Annotated in this window: 9 protein-coding genes; 8 read left to right on the top strand and 1 reads right to left on the bottom strand. The window is 59.3% G+C overall.

Going from position 1 to position 19,658, the window contains the following annotated elements:
- Nucleotides 1-38: 38 nt before the first annotated feature.
- From ARTB_RS08255 to ARTB_RS08230, 6 genes are all read left to right on the top strand, one after another.
- The gene (locus ARTB_RS08255) at nt 39-2,258 is read left to right on the top strand and encodes an AAA family ATPase (RefSeq protein ID WP_243178710.1); all 2,220 of its coding nucleotides are present in this window, start codon (nt 39-41) and stop codon (nt 2,256-2,258) included.
- Complete coding sequence (locus ARTB_RS08250) at nt 2,255-3,145, top strand: GHKL domain-containing protein (RefSeq protein WP_243178708.1); 891 nt, start codon at nt 2,255-2,257, stop codon at nt 3,143-3,145. The genes ARTB_RS08255 and ARTB_RS08250 overlap by 4 nt, the downstream gene beginning before the upstream one ends.
- On the top strand, nt 3,138-4,547 hold the full coding sequence (locus tag ARTB_RS08245; RefSeq protein WP_243178706.1) for a phosphotransferase: 1,410 nt from the start codon (nt 3,138-3,140) through the stop codon (nt 4,545-4,547). The genes ARTB_RS08250 and ARTB_RS08245 overlap by 8 nt, the downstream gene beginning before the upstream one ends.
- A gap of 608 nt (nt 4,548-5,155) precedes the next feature.
- Nucleotides 5,156-7,027, top strand: coding sequence for a DUF262 domain-containing protein (locus ARTB_RS08240; RefSeq protein ID WP_243178705.1), 1,872 nt, complete (start codon nt 5,156-5,158; stop codon nt 7,025-7,027).
- The gene (locus ARTB_RS08235) at nt 7,024-9,372 is read left to right on the top strand and encodes a DUF262 domain-containing protein (protein WP_243178702.1); all 2,349 of its coding nucleotides are present in this window, start codon (nt 7,024-7,026) and stop codon (nt 9,370-9,372) included. The genes ARTB_RS08240 and ARTB_RS08235 overlap by 4 nt, the downstream gene beginning before the upstream one ends.
- 329 nt (nt 9,373-9,701) lie before the next feature.
- A complete protein-coding gene (locus ARTB_RS08230; protein WP_243178699.1) occupies nt 9,702-10,028 on the top strand; it encodes a hypothetical protein in 327 nt (108 codons plus the stop codon).
- Nucleotides 10,029-10,101: 73 nt separating this feature from the next.
- Here the strand turns inward: ARTB_RS08230 and ARTB_RS08225 are convergent, their stop codons facing one another.
- Complete coding sequence (locus ARTB_RS08225) at nt 10,102-13,539, bottom strand: helicase-related protein (RefSeq protein ID WP_243178697.1); 3,438 nt, start codon at nt 13,537-13,539, stop codon at nt 10,102-10,104.
- 626 nt (nt 13,540-14,165) lie between these two features.
- On the opposite strand from ARTB_RS08225, the gene ARTB_RS08220 reads away from it, so the two are divergent.
- On the top strand, nt 14,166-17,933 hold the full coding sequence (locus ARTB_RS08220; RefSeq protein WP_243178687.1) for a DEAD/DEAH box helicase: 3,768 nt from the start codon (nt 14,166-14,168) through the stop codon (nt 17,931-17,933).
- Nucleotides 17,934-18,234: 301 nt separating this feature from the next.
- Nucleotides 18,235-19,566 carry a 3'-5' exonuclease gene (locus ARTB_RS08215; RefSeq protein ID WP_243178678.1) on the top strand — a complete coding sequence of 444 codons (1,332 nt, stop codon included), beginning with the start codon at nt 18,235-18,237 and terminating at the stop codon, nt 19,564-19,566.
- The last annotated feature ends 92 nt before the right edge of the window (nt 19,567-19,658 follow it).

Here is a 19,658-nt window from a genome sequence, read left to right as displayed (position 1 = left end):
AGACTTGCGGTAGGAACGCCTCAGCGTCGGGTTACTGGATGGAGCCGACCGGTATCCGCGCGTTCGAAGAGGCCGCAGTCCGGCGGAGCGCACGTTTCCGTTGCTCTCCGGCGACATGGAAAGTGTTGCTCGAGGACAGCGCGACGGTGACGTATCTGGGGTCGCGCGAGCGCATCGGCACCAGGATAGGATCCAGTACTCTGGTCTGCCATTCAGGCAGAGGTTTCCAACGTTACGGTGCGCTGCCGCTCGTGATTCCAGCCGATCGTGGTGTACATCCCGTCGGAGACCAGATGTACGGTCCGTTGACTCGAGCCACCCGCGTGCCGCAATCGGGCTCTGGCCGTGGCTGGCCGGTAGTGTTGGTCACCGGGCTGCTGCATGCGGGGGGCCTCGTTTGCTTCGAAACAAGAGGAAGGCTATCTATGTGGATTTCACGCATCCGGGTGACCGGCGGCTTCCTCAACGGGCTGGACGTATCGCTGGATCAAGGACTGAATGTTATCGTCGGACCCCGAGGCGCGGGCAAGACCACGTTCTTGGAGCTACTTCGCCACGCCGTGGGCGCGCAGCACGCCGAGCAGAGCGTTGCTGCTGTCCGCAGCCGACAAGCATTCCTTGATGCCGTGCTTGGCACTGGCGAGGTCATCGTTGACGTGGAGTCTGACGACGGTGGCCGTCATCTAGTGGTTGATGCGAAGGGTGGAGGTCAGCGACTCGACCTCTCTAAATCGGTACTTGTTTTGGGGCAGAACGAGCTTGAGGAGATCGCATCCGACGCGCCCAGTCGGCTCAACCTTCTGGACCTACGTACTGGCGCGGTCAACGAGCTTCCTGACCTCGGCGGGATCGAAGTGTTGACTGGCGACGTCTTCGATGTGCGAGCAGAGTTGGACCAACGCCGAGAGGAGTCGAAGAAGCGTGATCGGCTCGCCGTAGACCGAAACCTGTTCTTGTCGCAGGAAACGGCTCTACTTGGAGGAAGCACCGCCCAGCTTTCCGAGCAACGCGATCTCCTCCGACAGGCGGAGGAGAGAGTCATCTCAAGTGGACAGGACCTAGAGCGCATCGAAGCAGTTCGCGGCGAGGTCACCGAGTTGATGGTCTCCCACCAACGCGCGCTCGACCGGCTGGTCGTTGCGACAGAGCGTGCAGCGTCCTTGTCGCAAGTGCCAGCAGTACGTGACGCGCTCAGCCAGGCCGTGGGCCTCTCGGAAAATGTCACTGCGGCACTCCTTGCGGCCCGAGCTAATCTCGACACCGCTGAAGCAGAAACCCGAGAGCTGAACATAGGTGCTCGCGAAGCCGCAGCCCCGATCAGGGAAGAACTCGAAGAAGCGGAGGCGGGGCTCGGTCAGATCACCGCGCAGCTAAGGAACGTTGACACCGCGCTCCGTGCACTCGATGAGAACGACGCCGCCGTGCGCGAGCTGGAGTCCCGGTATGCAGGTCTCTTGGAGCGCCGAGGGCGGATGCTTGATGCCGTCGAGCAAGCGGAAGAGGCCCTTTACAACGCGAGAGCCGCTGTTGCGCGCTCGACAACCGCACAGATCGCTAACAACGTTGTGGTGGTCGTAGACCACCTGGCGGATGCAAGCGCCTTCCGAAAGTTCCTGCAAGAATCGCTCCGTGGGAGTAGTACCCGCGCGACGCTGATTGATGCTGTAGCGGAGCGTGTACTGCCGAGGCAGCTCTTGGAGATGGTCGAAAGCGGGGATGCCACAGGCCTGGCCGCTGTAAGCGACATCGCTGAGGATCGAGCGCATAGGCTGATTGAGAACCTGAATGAGCGGGATCTTCTTCAAGGGTTGGGCAGCATTCGCCTGACAGACAGCGTTGACTTCCGTCTGCGGGATGGATCGGTTGACAAGAGCGTTGATGCGCTCTCAACAGGCCAGAAGTGCGCCGTGACCCTGCCGATCATTCTTTCCGAACAGGAACGCACCCTGATTCTTGACCAGCCTGAAGATCACCTGGACAATGCCTTCTTGGTCGCCAATGTCGTGAGCGGCCTTAACGCACGCCGACAAGGTGGCGCCCAAACGATTGTCGCCACGCACAACGCCAATATCCCGGTGCTCGGCTCCGCTAACAACGTTGTTGTTCTAGGCAGTGATGGCAAAGTAGGAAGAGTTGACGTCAAGGGGGCGATCGATTCAGACGTCGTCGTCGATAGGATCACGCGACTAATGGAGGGCGGGCGTGAGGCGTTCGCCCACCGCTCGGCCTTTTATACCGAGCATGGCGGCTTGGGATGACAGCCGAAACGCCGGACGAACTACAGGGCCTCGGGTCGACGGCTCCAAGCAATCGCGCAAGGGCGGCAGGCTGGCTCATCCAGCATCCACAGGCGATCACCACCCGAGCGCTGATGAATGCTCTCCAGACCGAGACAGTTCCACAGGTGCGCCGTTTACTGCTTCAGGTCTTGGAATCACGGCAGAGACTGAGTGACACGATGCGCGGAGGCTCTTCTGCAGCGTTGCAGGCGACTGATGTACCAGCAAGGAGCAATGCAACCGCGCCGGAGCACGTCGACGTCGCAGCTCTGGTCAGGCACGAACTGTCGCCGGCAGTGGGATGGATAAGACTTGCGGCCGACAGCGAGATCGAGTCCTTTGGAACCAGCAAGACCAACGATGCCGTTCGTAAGCTTCAGCGTCGGATCGACGGGCTAGTCGCGATTATCAAATCCAATGAGGAACTGAACCTCCACCGTCTGAGCCTCCCGCACATCTTGTCCGAGAACTGGCCAGACACCCGCACCGCGCCCACAGTCGCGCCCTCTGCAGACGAAGCCAGCCTCGACATTGAAACAGACGAAGGATTATTTTCGATGTTGCTCTCGAACGTCTTCCAGAACGCGATCGACGCCTCGATCGAGGCGACCGGAAAACCGGCCGCCCAGATTACCTGGGGTTTCACAGACCAAAGCTATTGGGTTAGAGTTACCAATCCGTTTAAGGGCGACCGGTTCGCCCTCGCGGACGTCGTCGACGTGGGGAGCTCATCCAAGATGGCTCACCAAGGTCAGGGGCTGTCGTTGATCAAGACTGTGGCAGCCCGACTCGGACTTTCCATCACGCTCGACGGTGTCAGCGGCACGGCGTCCTTCTCCCTGAGCGGACCACGCCCTCATGGCTAACCCGACCGCAGTGCTCATCGAGGACGATCCTCAGCAGGCAGAATTTTCCGAAGTTGTACTTGAGTCGGCTGGCTTCATTGTCCGGAGCTTCAACTCGATTGCTCCCGCGCGCGACTACCTCCGGACATCTACAGACCTGATCGACCTGTTCGTACTGGACCGCCGACTCCCGGTGAAGGCAGGTGAGCCTGCGACCGACGAGTTTGGCGATGAACTCCTCAAGGAGGTCCGCTCGAACCACACCGATGCCAGGCTCGTCGTATTCACCGGCTTCGCGACCATCCGCCACATCCAGGAGTCGTTGCAAGGAGGTGGGCAGCTTCCGGCGCAGGACGGCCACCCCATCGACAGAGTCACAGTCCTCGAGAAGGACCAGTCCTTAGAGTTCAAGGAGCACGTCGTACAGTTCCGCCGGCTACTGCAATCACTTGACGACATCGAGATCATCACGCCATTCGGGAGCGACCCACTAAACGAACTAGACAAGAGAGTCCTTCGTCGACTCGCCTTTGACTACCGGGGCGTTTCCATCGCAGTAGCCTCACTCGGCGGCGGCTTGACTGAGGCGAGCGTGTGGCGGTGTGAGATCAACCGTTCCGAAGGTCGTGTTGCCACAGTTGTCGCTAAGCGGGTGAAGTCTCCGGGTTCGTCTGGCGGCCTTCCCGAACTCCTACCGCGCGCAAACACCACTGCTACCGTGCGGACGCTCTCGGGGTTGATGGCCGGAGGCTACATCAACGTCCTGCAGGTCGCCGGGGAGGCACCGTACGCGCTCATGGATATCATCGCCGAGCGACCCGCCGAAGCAGTAGAACTTGCTCGGCCCGTCTGGGACGCTCTGCACGGAGTGGTAGCACAGCGAAGGACGCTCACCGTGGCCGATCTCTGCGAACCTCTGATCGCCTGGGAGCGCCTGTCAGAGCTTCTTGGCGCCTACGGGATCTCAGTGCCTGCCGGAAGTCTCACGGTCACTACGCAAGTAGGCCCTCGCCATGGCGATCTTCACCCCGAGAACGTCCTGATCGACAACGGACAGGCAGTACTCATTGACTTCGACAGCGAAGCCTTCGCGGCCGGCGCGCTAGACCCAATCACTATGCTCATCTCGACTCTGGTCCATCCAGCTTCGCCGATCCGTGGTGCAGCATGGCCGGGCGTCTCCGAGATCGAATCGACCTTCGCGACAGGAGACTTCGGGCAGGGTCACCCTTGTGAACTTTGGTTCCGTGGTGTCCATGACTGGATCAGTGAGTGCCGGACCAGTGAACGCGAGTTCTGGGCCTTGGTACTGGCGTACGCCGGTCGGCAAGTTCGCTACCAAGACGTGCTCGACGATCGGGAGATTGTCGAGCGCGTCATCGCAATCGCCAAGCGTGCAACGGAAGCTCTCGCGAACTCATGACGAGGGGGACCAGGAGTCGGACCAGAACCATGAAACCCGTGCAGGGCACGACCTCCGATACGGCAGTCTGCCCCGCACATCCATGCGGAAGACGAGACTGAGCAGGCTCTTTCGCCTGGGGGGTTACCCCCTGGCCGTCCAAAAACTAAACAGTAATGCTATCCGAAAGGGCCGAAAGCAGGCTGTTGACAGTGTCAACACTTTTCGCGTCGGATCGGGTCCTAGATCGGTCGGACTGCTCCGGATCCCGTTTGTTTTCGCCTCTTCCCAGTATTCGCAGGGGCTGGAATGCAGTTCGAGTCCCACCTCGGGCACAGTGTTTCCGCGGGTCAGAGGCTTTTTGTCATTCTTCTGTTGACAAGGATTGACTTTTGAGAGTTTAGGTGCCGATACTCCGGCTGGCGGCTTTTTGTGGCAGTTATCGATGTCCCTCGGCGCGTCGGAGACGCCGAAGTCCGGAACCGGTCTCCGATGGGACCTTTGACCGGACGCCGGGAAACGAAAGCCCTGACACGCCTGCGAACCCCGCGGGTAAGCTCTGCGGCGCGGGACTGGGCACTTCGGTGCGGGGGATCTGGACGCTGCCGGCTCTGTCAGGACTTAGCTTTGTGCTGCGCATCCCCGTCGCCCTGACCCCCGACCTCGCAACCGCCGCAGTCTGTCATAGCATCCCACTAGAGTGTCTTCTTATGGGAGAACACGCTGACCAACCAGCTCGATCGGAGGCGACGATTGAGCCCCGGCTCGTGATGAGGGGCGATGGCGACAAGCCGTTCATCCAGGGGGAGTTCTTCGTCGCCGCTTACCAGCGCGGCTATCGGTGGGGACGCGACGAAGTGCGCCGACTTCTGGAGGATGTCAAGACCCACAAGCGCGAAGCCGGCAGGGGAGAGCCCACCGACTACTACCTCCAGCCGATCGTCGTGTTAAAGCGCGATGATGGGAGCTGGGAACTCGTCGACGGCCAGCAGCGCCTAACAACCCTGTTCCTGATCACGACATACGTCGCCACGAAAATCGCAGACTCCAGGTTGGAGTATCTGCTCACATACGAAACCCGACAAGGTAGCCGCGAATTCCTGGAGGCTCTCGATGTCTCCCGCCGTGACGAGAACATCGACTACTACCACATCGCCCAGGCGTACGACGTCATCGCAGAGTGGTTCGACGAACAGCCGAACGCCACACAGGCCGCTATCAATTTCCACACAGCGCTTGCTAACTGGGTTTATGTCATCTGGTACGAGGCGCCGCCAGGCACCGACGCCACCGCACTCTTCACGCGCCTTAACCGTGATCGCATCCCGCTGACGGACTCGGAGTTGATAAAGGCTCTGGTGCTATCAAACAGCGGCGCAACCGGCGGCCAGCCGGGGCGACAGGACGAGATCGCTGCCCAATGGGACGGGTTCGAGAGGGATCTGCGTGATCCGCAGTTCTGGGCATTCCTCACCCGCTCATCGACCGAAAGATCGACCCACATCGACTTCCTCTTCGAGTCCATGACACCGAAGGTGGGTCTAAGAGAACGGCCCCGCTACTGGACCTTCAGCAAAGTCCAGGAGGACATCGCCAAGCGGGGAACGACCGCCTTCTGGCGCGACGTCGTCGAGCGCCACGGACTACTGACAGGATGGTTTCAAGACCGCTATCTCTACCACCGCATCGGATACCTCATACAGGTCGGTGACTCGATCCAAGAACTCATCGACTTATCCCGATCCCGGACGCACTCGGTCTTTCAAAAGGCCCTCGTTAACCGAACACGCGAGCGCCTTGATCTCACTACGGACAAGGTTTCCCTCTTGCGCTACGGGAAGGACAACGGCAAGTGTGCCGACGTACTGCTCCTTATGAATATCGAGACGGTGCTCGGCAGCAGCGACATCGGGAGCCGTTTCTCGTTCCACGCCTACGTCGATAACTGGTCGCTGGAACACATCCACGCACAGAACTCCGAAGCCTTCGAGAAAGAGATCGAACGTCGAGACTGGCTACGGGCGCACAAGAAGAAGATCAAAGACTTTCACTGGCCGCCAGATCAGCGTGCCGATGTAGACGAGCTCCTCGACAAGATTAACGCACATCTGGCCATGGCCGACGGTAAGACCGATGAGCGGAGTTTTGACTTGATCTTCCGGCAGGTCCTGACGTTGTTCAGCGCTCCTGACGCCGACTCCACCGATGAGGACACACACGGACTCGGCAACCTGGCACTGCTCCAACGCAACCTCAACAGCAAGCTGAACAATGCGGTCTTCGCCCTCAAAAGGGAACAAGTAATCGAGCTCGACCAGAATGGAGCCTACATCCTGCCCTGCACCCGTAACGTCTTCCTGAAGTACTACACGACCGCGGCCGACCAGCAACTCTCCCTATGGGGTCCCCAGGATCAGGCCAACTACCTCACTGCGTTGATCGACAAAGTAGCGCGCTTCCTCACTGTAGAGAGCTTTCCCGCTGAAGAGGTCCATGCATGAAGGGCTACCCAACCACGTTCCTCGCCTTATTCGACGAACCCTTCGGAGACCGTCCCGCCATCACTAAGATCGAGATCCCGATCATCCAGCGTGACTACGCGCAGGGCCGAGCAGACGAGGATGTCAGCGCCCTCCGGGACCGCTTCCTTGACAGGGTCATCGAAGCTGCCACGACTGACAGGCACATAGGCCTCGACTTCGTGTACGGCGACGTTCGAGCCGGAGTCTTGCAGCCACTCGACGGCCAACAACGCCTCACTACCCTATTCTTGCTGCACTGGTACGTCGCTTCGCGCGCACACAAGCTCGACCCGGTCGCCCCATGGCTGCGCTTCTCCTACTCGACCCGGCCGACAGCCCGAGAGTTCACCCGAACAATCGCCAGCAACCCGTATCCCGGCGGCCCGACTTCTCCATCGGCCTGGATCAGCGACCAGCCGTGGTACGTCTACCCGTGGCGCCACGACCCGACCATCGCTTCGATGCTCGTCATCCTCGACGCGATCCATCGACGGCTCGACTCGCGCACCGACGAAATCGATGCCATCTGGGACCGGCTCGCCGCTCGCCCTGCCGACGTCGAGAACAGTGCCATCTGGTTCCTGTTCCTCCCAGTCGTCGATATCGCCCACGGCGAAGACCTCTATATCAAGATGAACTCGCGTGGGAAGCCATTGACGACGTTTGAAGTCTTTAAGGCGGACTTCGAAAGCATCATTAAGTCAGCCGACCCTGACCGCTATAAGCACCTCCTCGACAGCATTGACGGCGCCTGGGCCGATCTGCTCTGGGAGTACGAGAAGCGAGCGGCGAGCGACTACAAGATCGACGACGAGTTTGAGCGGTACCTCACTTTCATTATTGAAATCTGCGAGTGGCGCGACGGGAAGTCTGACCGAAAGTGGCACGACAAGCAGGCGCGAAGGCTTTGGCCGATCGAGGAACGAGCCCGACTCGCGTTCGCCGACCCCGACAACGAATACGCCACTCGGAATCTAGACTTCTTCTTCCACGCGTTCGACACGTGGATTGGCGCCGATCCCGTCAGCAATATGAGGGTTCCTTCCGACCCGAGGGCCGAGTTCAGCAAGCTGTTCACCGCCGGCGGCGTCGGGACAGGACCGGTTCCGCTCTTCTCCACAGCGCCTGATCTGTTCGGCGGCTGCATCCTCCGGTACGGAACCGACTTCACGGCACAAGAGACGCTGCTCCTTCTCGGAGTCCTGCTCGCCCGACAGGCCACCGGCACGATCAGCCAGGACGAAATTGCCAAGCGCCTGCGTTCTCTACGCAATATCACTGCAGCGTTCCTCGACTTAAATCGCATGCCTGCCTACGTCGCGCAGACCGAGAAGCTCATCGTTCATGGCGACCTAGAGGATTCAGGGGCTTTCCGAAGCGATTGGGTCGCTGATGAAGTCCTCAAGTGGTCGTTTCTGGAGGAGCACCCAGAAGCCACTGACGCCGTGCATCAGCTCGAAGACCACCCACTGGTTCGTGGGCGAATCATGGCGTTCGAGCTCGATGCAGCCATGCTGGAAGCGCGGGCTGAAGCGTTCGCTGACCTGAGCCGACCGGAACTGCGCGACCTGCTGGGCGCCGCTCTGCTCACAAAAGGGGACTACTCACGCGATGTAGGCTGGGAGGGAAGGCGTCGCCAGCTCGGAAATTCCCAGAAGGACGACTCCTGGACTGACATGCTCACCACGGGGTCCCGGGCGAATCTCGCCAACATCCGCGAGCCGCTGGGGGCTTTGCTGGACGACGTCGCCGTACGGGCGGAAACCGGCACTAACCGGCCGAGCGACGCCCTCGATGCGATCTGCGCCCAGTGGCTCGCTGAACGCGAGTCCCGCAACTTCTATGACTGGCGCTACTACCTTGTCCGCTACTCCGGCGCCCGCAGCTCGAAGGGCGACGGCTACTACAACGGCACCTACGACGGCGCGACCGGCGGATTCTCTTATCAGCGCCTCAGAATGCTTCACGGTAGCAACTACAATGCGTACTTCAGCGACGCGCTGCTACGTGCAGCCTGGGTCCACGGCTCGCTTGGTTCTGATGCCGAGGAACCACGTTGGTGGCACCGCGATGACCCAGGCCTCATGCTCAAGAAGTCCCGCATCGAGATTCGTTCTGATGACGACGCTTTTGAACTGGCCCTTTCGGACGACGATGAGACCGTCGGGGTCAAAGTCGCCAAGGCTCTGAGAGCGTTCGACTGTGACGGACACCAGCGGGTTCTGATCCAGCAGACTCTCGAGAGCGGCCGGCTAGTGGATAGCGAGAACCGCATACATCTCTGTGTGCGACTGGTGCGCGCGTTAGCAGTCGAGGGCCTCTGACGGTCATTAGAGGACGTCGCAAAGGCAGTGATTTACTTTCTTCGCTCCCTGGATTACGGTGCAGCCATAATGACCCGATTCGGCGCTTGATCCACTATCGAAAAAGGCGAAGCCACGATCCCGGGAAGCCCCGGCAGGCTTTCCGGAGCCTTATTACCTCCTCTATGCCGGTGATGCCACCGTCTCGCACCCTCCGCGTTGCCGGTGGAAGGGCCGATCGCAGCCGGAATAATGGCCGGCACGTTGTCAGCGTTGCGACTACATGACCGGGGGAGAGGCCGAAATCAGGCCGACTCTCCTGGTCGCGGTTACTTCCATGGTCGGTTTTCGTGGAGCAAGTTGAGAATTCCCGGAGCGTCCTTGATCCATTTCGTATTCTTGCTACGTTCGCCGTCGTCGTCGCTGTATTCGAAATCTTCACGGATGCCAATGTCGTTGGTGAAGGTATGTGTGGAATTTCTCCTATAGGTGTACTTGCCGTCCGAGCTCCAACCGTCACCCTCCTTGAGCCGACCCCCGCCGCGCCGGTGGTCGTTGAAGCGGCAACCGACAGCGGTGCGGCTGCGACCGCCGTGGTGGCGGTGGAGGTCCCGGCCGTACTGGGGGACCCGGCCTTGCTTCTGGTTACTTTCAGAACGGTCTTGCGAAGGAGCTGAATAGGGAAGCGCTACAATAACGGTTCCCGCGCCGTGAAGCGGCGCGGCCGTTGCAGTTGCCTATATCCAGGTGTCAGAAAGGAGCCTTCCCGCGCGTCCAACTACGGTGCCAGTTCGCCGCATGCCCTGTGGCCTGAAAATCGTTGATTTCAACGTTGACGAAGGGGTTGTCAAGGTAGCGGACGTCACCGCCACTTGAGTGTGCTGAATCAAGCCGAACGAGAGCAAGGCGATAGTGGGGTCGAGCATTCTTACCCGTCACAACCTCATTGTGTGTGACCCAGAAATCGGCCGCTTCAGCAACGTGTGCGACGACCTTAATGCGGTAGGTCTGACCGGACACAGGGTCGGTCGACAGGATGTCGTAGCCATGAGTGTTGCTCGCTTGCAGTTGTGGGACCCGGCCAATTGCGTGCTCCTGTGCGAGCACAAGCTCAATGCTGCGACGCTGAACGATCGTTGATGGCGCCCCGCTCATCGGCCTGCCATCGGTAGGAACATCGGAATCAAGCATCGCAGTAGGAAGAACAAGCGCTGCTGTGACGATTAGCGGCGATTTGGTGGACATTTTGCCCTGTTGGTCGATGAGTTCGAGCCGACGGTCGAGTCGCGTTTGGAGGTCCGTCGCCTTTCGGCTCAAGCTCTCCGAGGACTCTTTCAGCTTCTCCCCAAGGTTCTCCCGCTCGGCTGCGGCCACCGCCTCCGAGAGAAGTCGTTCAATCTCATATTTGAGACGTGCCTCGACCAACCCACGCTGTTTGTCGAGTTCGGCCGATCGGCGAGGCTGGATAGCTGTAAGGTAGCTGGGCAATTCGTTCTCGATAATCCAGCTCACCGCATTTGATTCTGCACTGTGTAGCCACGGAAGTGCCTTCGCCCGGCGAACGGAGGCAACGTCGGGCGCCGCCATGCAGTCAAGGTAGGGAGCCGCACCGGCGTCGGTGACTGCGCCGTCCTCACTTACATAGGCGTAACCGAATCTGCGCGCGACCGAAGCGCCCAACGAGTCGACGATTTCTTCGACAACCCCTACGAGTAGGCAGGGCGACTCAATTCTTGCGGAGACAAGCACCGTGCCCCGGTTGAGAACTCCGGCCAGGGTGGTAACTGCATGGTCCATCACCGAATCATGGAGAGGGTGACCTGGTGCCAGCAAGTCCGCGCTGGTTCCCTCGTCATCGTGTACGAGGCCTAGATCGAAAGTCACACGTTCATATCTCGTGGCGACGGGGCCGTACTTGCCGTTGCGAAGCATGGACGGCACATGACCAATCTCGAAGCGGCCCTTCTCCCGCCTCACTATTTTGCCGCCGAATCGAGTGAAGGCCTCCTTGAAAGCCAGCTCGATGTAATGAGGCTGAAGACGACGAGCACGGGCTTCATCCATCGACGCTCGGAGGGTGGCAAGATCGGCATCGGACAGGTGCTCGTTGGCTAGGGCGCGTTCGTTGAGCAGTTCTTGCAACCCCTCGGACACGCTTCGGTCGATAACCTGGTGCATACGTGCCTTGGTTTCAGGGAGTTCACCGTAGCGAATTGCCTCAATCAGCAGTTCCCGAAGGGGCGTATCTGCAAAAGCCGAACCTAGGACATCGAAAACATTGCCACCGTAGGCTCTCCGCTGCTCCTCGATCTTGTTGAGCAGCGCTGTGAAGACCTCGCCCTCCCGCGTATTAGCGGCGACGAGGTTCCATAACCGGCAAACCTCCGTCTGCCCAATGCGATGAATACGCCCGAAACGCTGCTCGATGCGGTTTGGATTCCAAGGCAAGTCATAATTGACCATCAGATGCGCGGCTTGGAGATTCAAACCCTCGCCCGCTGCGTCCGTTGCCAACATTATCTGGCAGTCCGGATTTTTAGTGAACTCCTCGGTTATGGCACGGCGATCGTTTCTGCGAATGCCACCATGGATCGCGACGACAGCCTTTGGGCGACCAATCAGGTGCGTGATGCGCTCCATGAGGTAGTTCAGAGTGTCTCGGTGCTCCGTGAAGATAATGAGCTTGCGTAGCTCCCCACTGGAATCCAGCGGCATGACGTTGTCTTCAAGGATCAAGCGAAGCTCAGACCACTTCTTGTCCTCCCCGCGGTCGCGTACTTCCCTCGCGACCTCCGCTAGTGACGTAAGCTCTTGGATCTCTGATTCCAGCTCTGCGATCGTTTCCGCGGCAGTCGCAGCGTCAACTACGTTCTCTTCGAACTCCTCGAGATCTTCGGCAGACACCTCGACGATATCGATGTCCGAAGTTATGTACTTGTAGCGCTCGGGTCTGAGGACATCGCGATCCTCGCGATACGTGCCGTTCTCAATGCCACGCTTAGTGAAGTCCAGTCGCTGCGCGCGACGCACCAGACTACGGTGAATCGCCTCTGGGCTCGAAGCAAGCCTCCGTTGCAAAACAGTCAACGCAAAACCGACGGTGTTACGACGTTTGCCATCAAGCTTGGCTGCTCGATTCATGCCGTTACGAACGTAGTCGGTCACCTGCTGGTACAGGTCATTCTCCCGCTCGGTCAGCTCATAGGGGATAGACTCGGCAATCCTTTCCGGAAAGAGCTTGCGACCCTCAAACGTTAAAAGGTCTTCCTTAACCATTCGGCGCATGACGTCACTGGTGTCGACGGACATCCCGTTCTTACCGGCAAATCGGTCCTTATCGAGCAAACTAAGAAAGAGTTGAAAGTCTTCCTCTTTACCTGAGTGCGGCGTCGCGGTCATGAGGAGGAGGTGCCGAGATACCTCGCCGATCAGCTCACCGAGTTGAAACCGTTTGGTTTTTTCCAACTTGTTGCCGAAGTAGTGCGCACCCATTCGATGCGCCTCGTCTACGATCGCTAAGTCCCAGTAACTATTCCGTAGCCGCTGCTGGAGGTCCTCGTTGCGTGCGAGCTGGTCCATGCGCGCGATAAGCAGATGATGATTCTCAAAGATGTCGTTGCCCAGACTTGTATCAATCATGGGCGTTGTGAGGATCTCAAATGACAGGCCGAACTTGAAGAACAACTCGTCCTGCCACTGTTCAACCAGACCGCCCGGCGCGACTATGAGACACCGTTGCACGTCTTCACGAAGGATCAGCTCCTTGATATAGAGCCCCGCCATGATCGTTTTCCCGGCCCCTGGGTCATCCGCCAACAGGAATCGCAAGGGGGTGCGCGGCAACAACTCGCCGTATACGGCGCGGATCTGGTGAGGAAGCGGCTGAACGTTACTCGTCGCGACGGCGAGCATTGGATCATACAGACCTGCGAGCTTAATTCTCTGCGCCTCAGCGACGGTTTTGAAGTCGATGGAAGAAGCGTCGAATGGGCGGCTTCCCGAAGTTGAGACCGCAAGCGCATCCTCATCACGCCGGAACATCACGCGCTGTCCCAAGGCGCCGGACGATGTCTTGTACGTCAGCTCAACTGCGTCCTGACCATGAGGTTGACCGAAAATCACCTGCACTACCTCATGAGGAACTACGCCAGTAATCTGCAGGCCCGGCGCCAAGTCCTCTAGCTTCAATTAATTTCCTCCAGCTTCGCGTAGGATGCTATCCAGCCGGCCCATTTCGCGTCGGACCTTCAACCATCTTGAAGAATACTGCCATGGGGGGCTCGATGAAGCGCGCCGAGCGCCAACAGTTAAGCGTGCTTATCGAACAAGTGCGGGGTTGGATCCACACAGTCGAAGAAATCCGGCAACTCGCTGCGCACTTACCGCTTTCACGCCCAGCCAACTTAGCGGACGACGACTGGAATCTCTTGGTCCGGGTTGAGGAGGCAGGTGAGTCCGGCGATCCCGACGAAGCCGACCGTCTGACACAGTCAACGTGGCTCATGAGTGGCAAGAGACTCCGACCCGCCCAGGACGCCGCTGCCCGACTTGCTCACTTCCGGGATTGGTACTGTTCGATCGGCGCCCCACAACGTCTCGAGCAACTCAAGAATGAACTAACGGCACGCGGAGTCGCTGAACGCGACGACCTCGCTAACGTTCTGAGCAGCCTGACTACAACGGGAAACAGGGCGTCACAGATGCTCCATGAGGCCTCTCATCTGCCAATCACCCGAGACGGGGCCCTCGCAGACGACGAGCGTAGAGCTGGGCTAGCACTCATCGACCTTCTTAATGAGCACCACGATGAGTCGATGAAGCTTCTCGATCCCTCCTGGTGCGCGGCAGGCGCCTGCGCTAGGGCCCACGGGTCCACCAGCGTTCTACACGAAGCGCAGATCATTGGACGCAAGGGCGGGACTGCAGAGCGGATAAGTGCTGCCGCGACGCGCGTGTCAGCTCAACTTTCGCGTGAGCGCTCCCGACTGCCTCAGATCTTTGAAGATTTGGCGACCTGGCGAGCGGCCGCACAGCAGGCCGAGTTCGCCGCGGAGCACATGCCAATCAATCCTGCAGGGGTACTGTCGGAGTCTGAATCGAACGCCATTCAGGCCCTCATCCAAACCTACGATACAGATGCTGGTATTTATAACATTGTTGCAGCGGAGATGAGTTGCAGCAGCAAGTTGTGCTCGCAGACCCACGAAGCAACAGCACGACTGGCAGCTTTGCACGCCTCACTCACCGCGCACGGAATGAATCACCCCATACTTAGCGTGGCCGAACGGCTCCAGACAGCGCGATCAGCGGAGTGGGAGCGACTTCGCGGGGCGTTGGATGACCTTGAGGAGTGGGATCGGTCAGCCTCACTAGTGTTGCGCTGCTCCGCACATATGCCCCTAACGAGGACATACGCTCTTACCGAAGGAGAGCGAACGGCGGCGGCCACCATTCGAGAAACCGTAGCTGAACACAGCGTTGAGGTACGGCAGCTACTTGACCCCGCCTCGTGTGAATCTGGGCATTGTGGTGGCCTTCACCGAGCCGGCTCGCTCTTGAATGAGGCATATCTGGATTTGGTCACATCGGGCGGCGGGCAGGCAGTTGTGGCGGCCGGTGCCCGCATACAAGAACAGATGGAGGATGAGCGGGCGCGACTGCGCACCGCTTTAGATGACCTTGAAGAGTGGGGGATAGCAGCGTCACTCGCGTTGATCGAGGCCGAACATCTGCCTCTGACCCGGACCGGCGCTCTCTCAGAAATCGAGCGCACTGCTGCGGCGAGGGTCCAAAACCTAAGAGAGTCGCATAGCCCGGAAGCTCGGCACCTCCTCGATCCCAGCTCATGCGATGCGGACGGCTGCCAAGGTGCCCATGAATCTGCGTCTCTGCTAGGTCAGGGTCATGCGGATCTGTTGGCATCGGGCGAGGGGCAGGCAGTCGTAGCGGCCTGTGATCGGGTAGGGAATCTGCTCAAGGAGGAGCGAGAGGAGGTCGCAGTTCTCTACCAGGACGTCCTAGGTTGGCCGGAATTGGTGCAACAAATTCACGCCACTCGCGAGGATGCATTGGCCAACTCGAAAGCCACGGTCCAGCAACTGATTGAGGACTCGGCCTCCATTAAGATCAGCCGCACAGCCATGAGGTTGCTCCCACTGCACGAGAGCAGCGAAGTCTTGGTTGCCAGCCTCACTGTGCTTCGGGACGCCGCGCTCACTGAAAAAGACAGCGAGTTCCTGACTGAAACCGCAGCGCTGGCTAGCCGGGTCGCCGCGGTGGTTGGTGACGGCTTCAACTCCGACTGGGAGTGCGAGGCTGGAGGAAAATGTGAGCGTGCCCACCAAGTTATTCTGGAAGCCTTTGAGGCCGCCAACTTCGTCAAAGCGCAGCTGGCCCGACTGACTGTCAACCTCCAGGACGTGCCGACTGAGCCCAATCAGTTACTCGATCCCTCCCTCGGGCTGAAAGCCTACCTGCCCGCGAATCACACTATCGCCGAGATCTTCCCCTTCGAATTGCTGAAGGGCGCGTGGGCCAAGCTCCCGCTCATTACCAACGCAGAGAACGCCGCGAAAGAGGCAGCGACTGAGGCACGTGCAGCGGCCGACAAAGTCCGCGCTGGAGACGTTGCCGAGGCGCTGAAGGCGATGGATCTCGAAGTCCTACGCAAAGCAGCTCCACAGCGGCAGCTTCGGACTGCTCCGTTGGAGGACTACGAGCTGCACAACGTTTGGGACGTTCTGCGCTTTCAAGACGGCTATTCACTGAAATCCTTGCCCGGTCTTGGCGAAGCCACTGCGCGGCCTATCGCTCAGGCGTCGTTGCGTCTTTTCGAGGCTGTGCGAGAGGAGACTCCCGTCCGTATCGACGTAAAGCGGAAGGGAAAGGCAACTACCGCGCTACTAGAGTCGCTCGCGCGCTGGGACAACGCACGGAAGTTCAGCCCGACTAAGGACGAAGTGGCGCTGGCAAAAGGTCTAACTCGACTTATCAAGAAGAAGAGTAGCTTTACCCCCCTCGGGGTTCTGGTGATCATTGAAGGGAAAGTTCATAAAAGCCCCCCAGCCGCTTCAGATATATTGCACGACGCGCTGAATCGCCTCGTGCCTCCCTCCGGCACTGCAAGCATTTGGACCGATTTCCTCTCCCGACCGGCTGATTACTTCGGCATGCTCACCGAACTTGGGTTCATGACCGAGGATGAGAAGAGCATGCACGGCGATCTCCCGGAAGAGATCGTTGAAGCAGTGCGCGCCAAGGAACTGAAGCGGGACTATCTCACCGCCTCGCTTCGCGCCTATCAGAGCTTCGGTGCACGATTCGCCCTTGTGCAAGAAAAGGTGATCATCGGAGACGAGATGGGGCTGGGTAAGACGGTTGAAGCACTAGCCGTGCTCGCCCACCTCCGTGCGCGCGGCCAATCGCATTTCCTCGTTGTCTGTCCGGCCGCGGTCGTTAGTAACTGGACTCGCGAGACAGCAAAGCACACCAAGTTGAAGGCCTCACGCCTCCACGGCACGCTATGGGAGCGAAACCACGCGGCAAAGGCGTGGGCCAAGAACGGCGGCGTCGCCGTCACCACATATGATCTCCTGCCGTGGGCAAAGGAGTACCTGAGCGGAGTCGATCTGGGGGGCGTCATTCTCGATGAGGCGCACTACATCAAAAATCCCAGGGCTAAGCGCTCGCTCGCAGCGGCCGAGATCATCAACTCCACGACGTACGCAATATTGATGACTGGCACGCCATTGGAGAACAGTGTCGCCGAGTTCCGCAATCTGATCAGCTATATCCGCCCCGACCTCGCGGAGGAAGCGCCTGAATATCTCGCCAAGGCTTTTCGCAAGCATGTCGCGCCAGCCTACCTACGCCGTAACCAGGAGGATGTGCTCACAGAGCTTCCCGAAGTGGTCGAGATAGACGAGTGGATGGGGATGTCACACTCTGATGAGCTGACTTACGGCCAAGCGGTAAGGGAAGGCCAGTTCATGTTAATGCGACGCGCCGCCATGATGTCGGAACAATCCATGAAGGTCAGCCGACTGCTAGAGATTGCAGGAGAAGCCGAAGCTAATGGACGACGGATTATCGTCTTTTCATACTTCCGAGAAGTCCTGAACCAGGTCGCGCGACTACTACCCGGTCAGGTCTTCGGCCCCCTCACCGGATCCCTCGCTGCAGCGGATCGACAGAAGCTCGTTGACCGCTTCTCACAGGCCGGGAACGGCGCCGTCCTCGTTGCGCAGATAACCGCGGGCGGTGTCGGCTTGAACATCCAGTCGGCATCGGTCGTTGTGATCTGCGAGCCGCAGATCAAACCCACGATGGAGTCACAGGCGATCGCGAGAGCTCACCGCATGGGTCAGACCGACACCGTCCAGGTGCACCGTCTGCTTACGGAAGACAGCGTCGACGAGCGCATCCGCGACATTCTGAAAGATAAGAGGCAGCTCTTTGACGAGTTCGCTCGGGACAGTTTTATCGCAAAGCAGGCTCCCGACGCGGTTGACGTATCCGAGGTCGAGCTTGCACGACGTGTGGTGGCAGCGGAGCGCGAAAGACTATCAATTGTGGCAGGTTGAAGTTTCAAAATGACTGTTGTCCCGGCCCTGAGCCGCTGATGCGTTTGCATATTTGCCGCCGGGCAATCGGGAGACGGCATGACTCCTGGCTGGCCTTCAAGTACTGGACTTCGCCTGCTCACCATTGAAATCCGTGGGTCGGATAAGAAGCCTAATTTTGCGCACCTAACGGTGCCCCAAGCCGGAGCGAATGGCAACTAACGTGTCGGTGACGTAGACATGCAGCAAAGGTCATCGAATGCGTCCACGGGAAACGAATTACGGTGATAATATCGGGCTCTTGCCGCGATGAAGGGTTTTCATGGAAGTTTTAGTTGGTCTGTTGTTTGTCGTTGTCCTTTTCTGGTGGATAGGCCGGAGAAAGAGACGGCAGACACGAAGCGGTTCTCCTTCTTCGCAGGCTACAGCCGGCAAGGCAGAAGTACGCAAGACACCGACATACACTCGGCCGCGTGCTGAGGCGGAACCAATTCGCGCGCAGGGCCGTGCTATGCGTTTTGCCGAGCCCGGCCGCGTTGGTGAGCTCTTCAGCTACGGCGGACCGTCCTCGGGAAGAGGCTATAGCCACGACGGTCCCTTCGCGGTGATCGACGTCGAAACGACGGGCTTCTCTCCGGGGAAGGGCGACCGCGTTATCGAACTGGCGATTGCTCGGGTTGATAAGAGCGGGCGGATTGAAGAGGAGTACGCGACCCTGCTGAACCCGGAAGGTCGTGACACAGGGGCAGTTTTTGTCCATGGAATCAGCAACGATGCCGTTAAGAAGGCACCGCTATTCGCGGACGTTCTGCCGGACGTCTTAGCGCGTTTGGACGGTGCAGTGATTGTTGCCCACAACGCAGTTTTCGAGGAACGGTTCTTTGCTGCTGAATTCGCTCGTGCTGGCGTCGCTGCTCCGCCACTGCCAGCTCTTTGCTCGCTATGGCTGGGGCAGCAGACATTTGATACTCCTAATCACAAACTGGGTACGCTCGCTCAACATGCCGGGATACCGCTAGTAGACGCGCACGCAGCATTGGGAGACGTCAGGGCGACTGCTGCCTTGCTTCCGATGATGCTTGATCGCTACCAGTCGGGCCTTGAATTTGGCCATGGCCCGGTGAGTGGTTTGTTTGATCCACACCGGTTGGGTGCGGTCAGCCCGCTAACCCGTGCGGTTGCTTTAAGGAAGGGCACCGAGGGATGGATGTCTTCACTTGTGTCCCGACTACCCATCAGCACTGCAGATGTAAGTGACGCGGCCGCCGCCGAGTACCTTGAGCTGCTGGCTGTCGTACTGGAAGACGGCAAGATCATCGGCGACGAAGCCAAAGCTCTGGCAAAGGTCGCCGGTAGGGGCGGCATGGGGGCCGAACAGGTTCGCGGGCTCAACGAGCGGTTCCTGGAGATGATGCGAGAAGCGGCGTTCTCAGACGAAGTTCTGACAGTGGAAGAGCTCGTGGAGCTCAAGCGAGCAGCAGATGCTTTGGCTGCGCCCGGCTATTTCGACGACCTGCGGCCGAGTGCAAGGCAGTCGAAACCGCCGGCCGAGCAGGGAATGGAAGTGCCAGCAGCAAAGGACGCCAAGGTCCGGAAATGCGGACACTGCCGAACCCCTGGCCACTACCGTTCGAAGTGTCCTGAACTGAATTAGGGGGTGTGGACATTGTCCACACTTTCCGTCTCGGACTGCGTTGTATAGCCCTCCGACTCGCCCCAATTCCGCATGTTTTCGCGGGTCCCCAG

The sequence above is a fragment of the Arthrobacter humicola genome, from assembly GCF_022803015.1.
GTDB classification, from domain to species: domain Bacteria; phylum Actinomycetota; class Actinomycetes; order Actinomycetales; family Micrococcaceae; genus Arthrobacter; species Arthrobacter humicola_A.
Note: the sequence above shows the minus strand (reverse complement) of the source record. Positions and strands in the feature narration are given on the sequence as shown.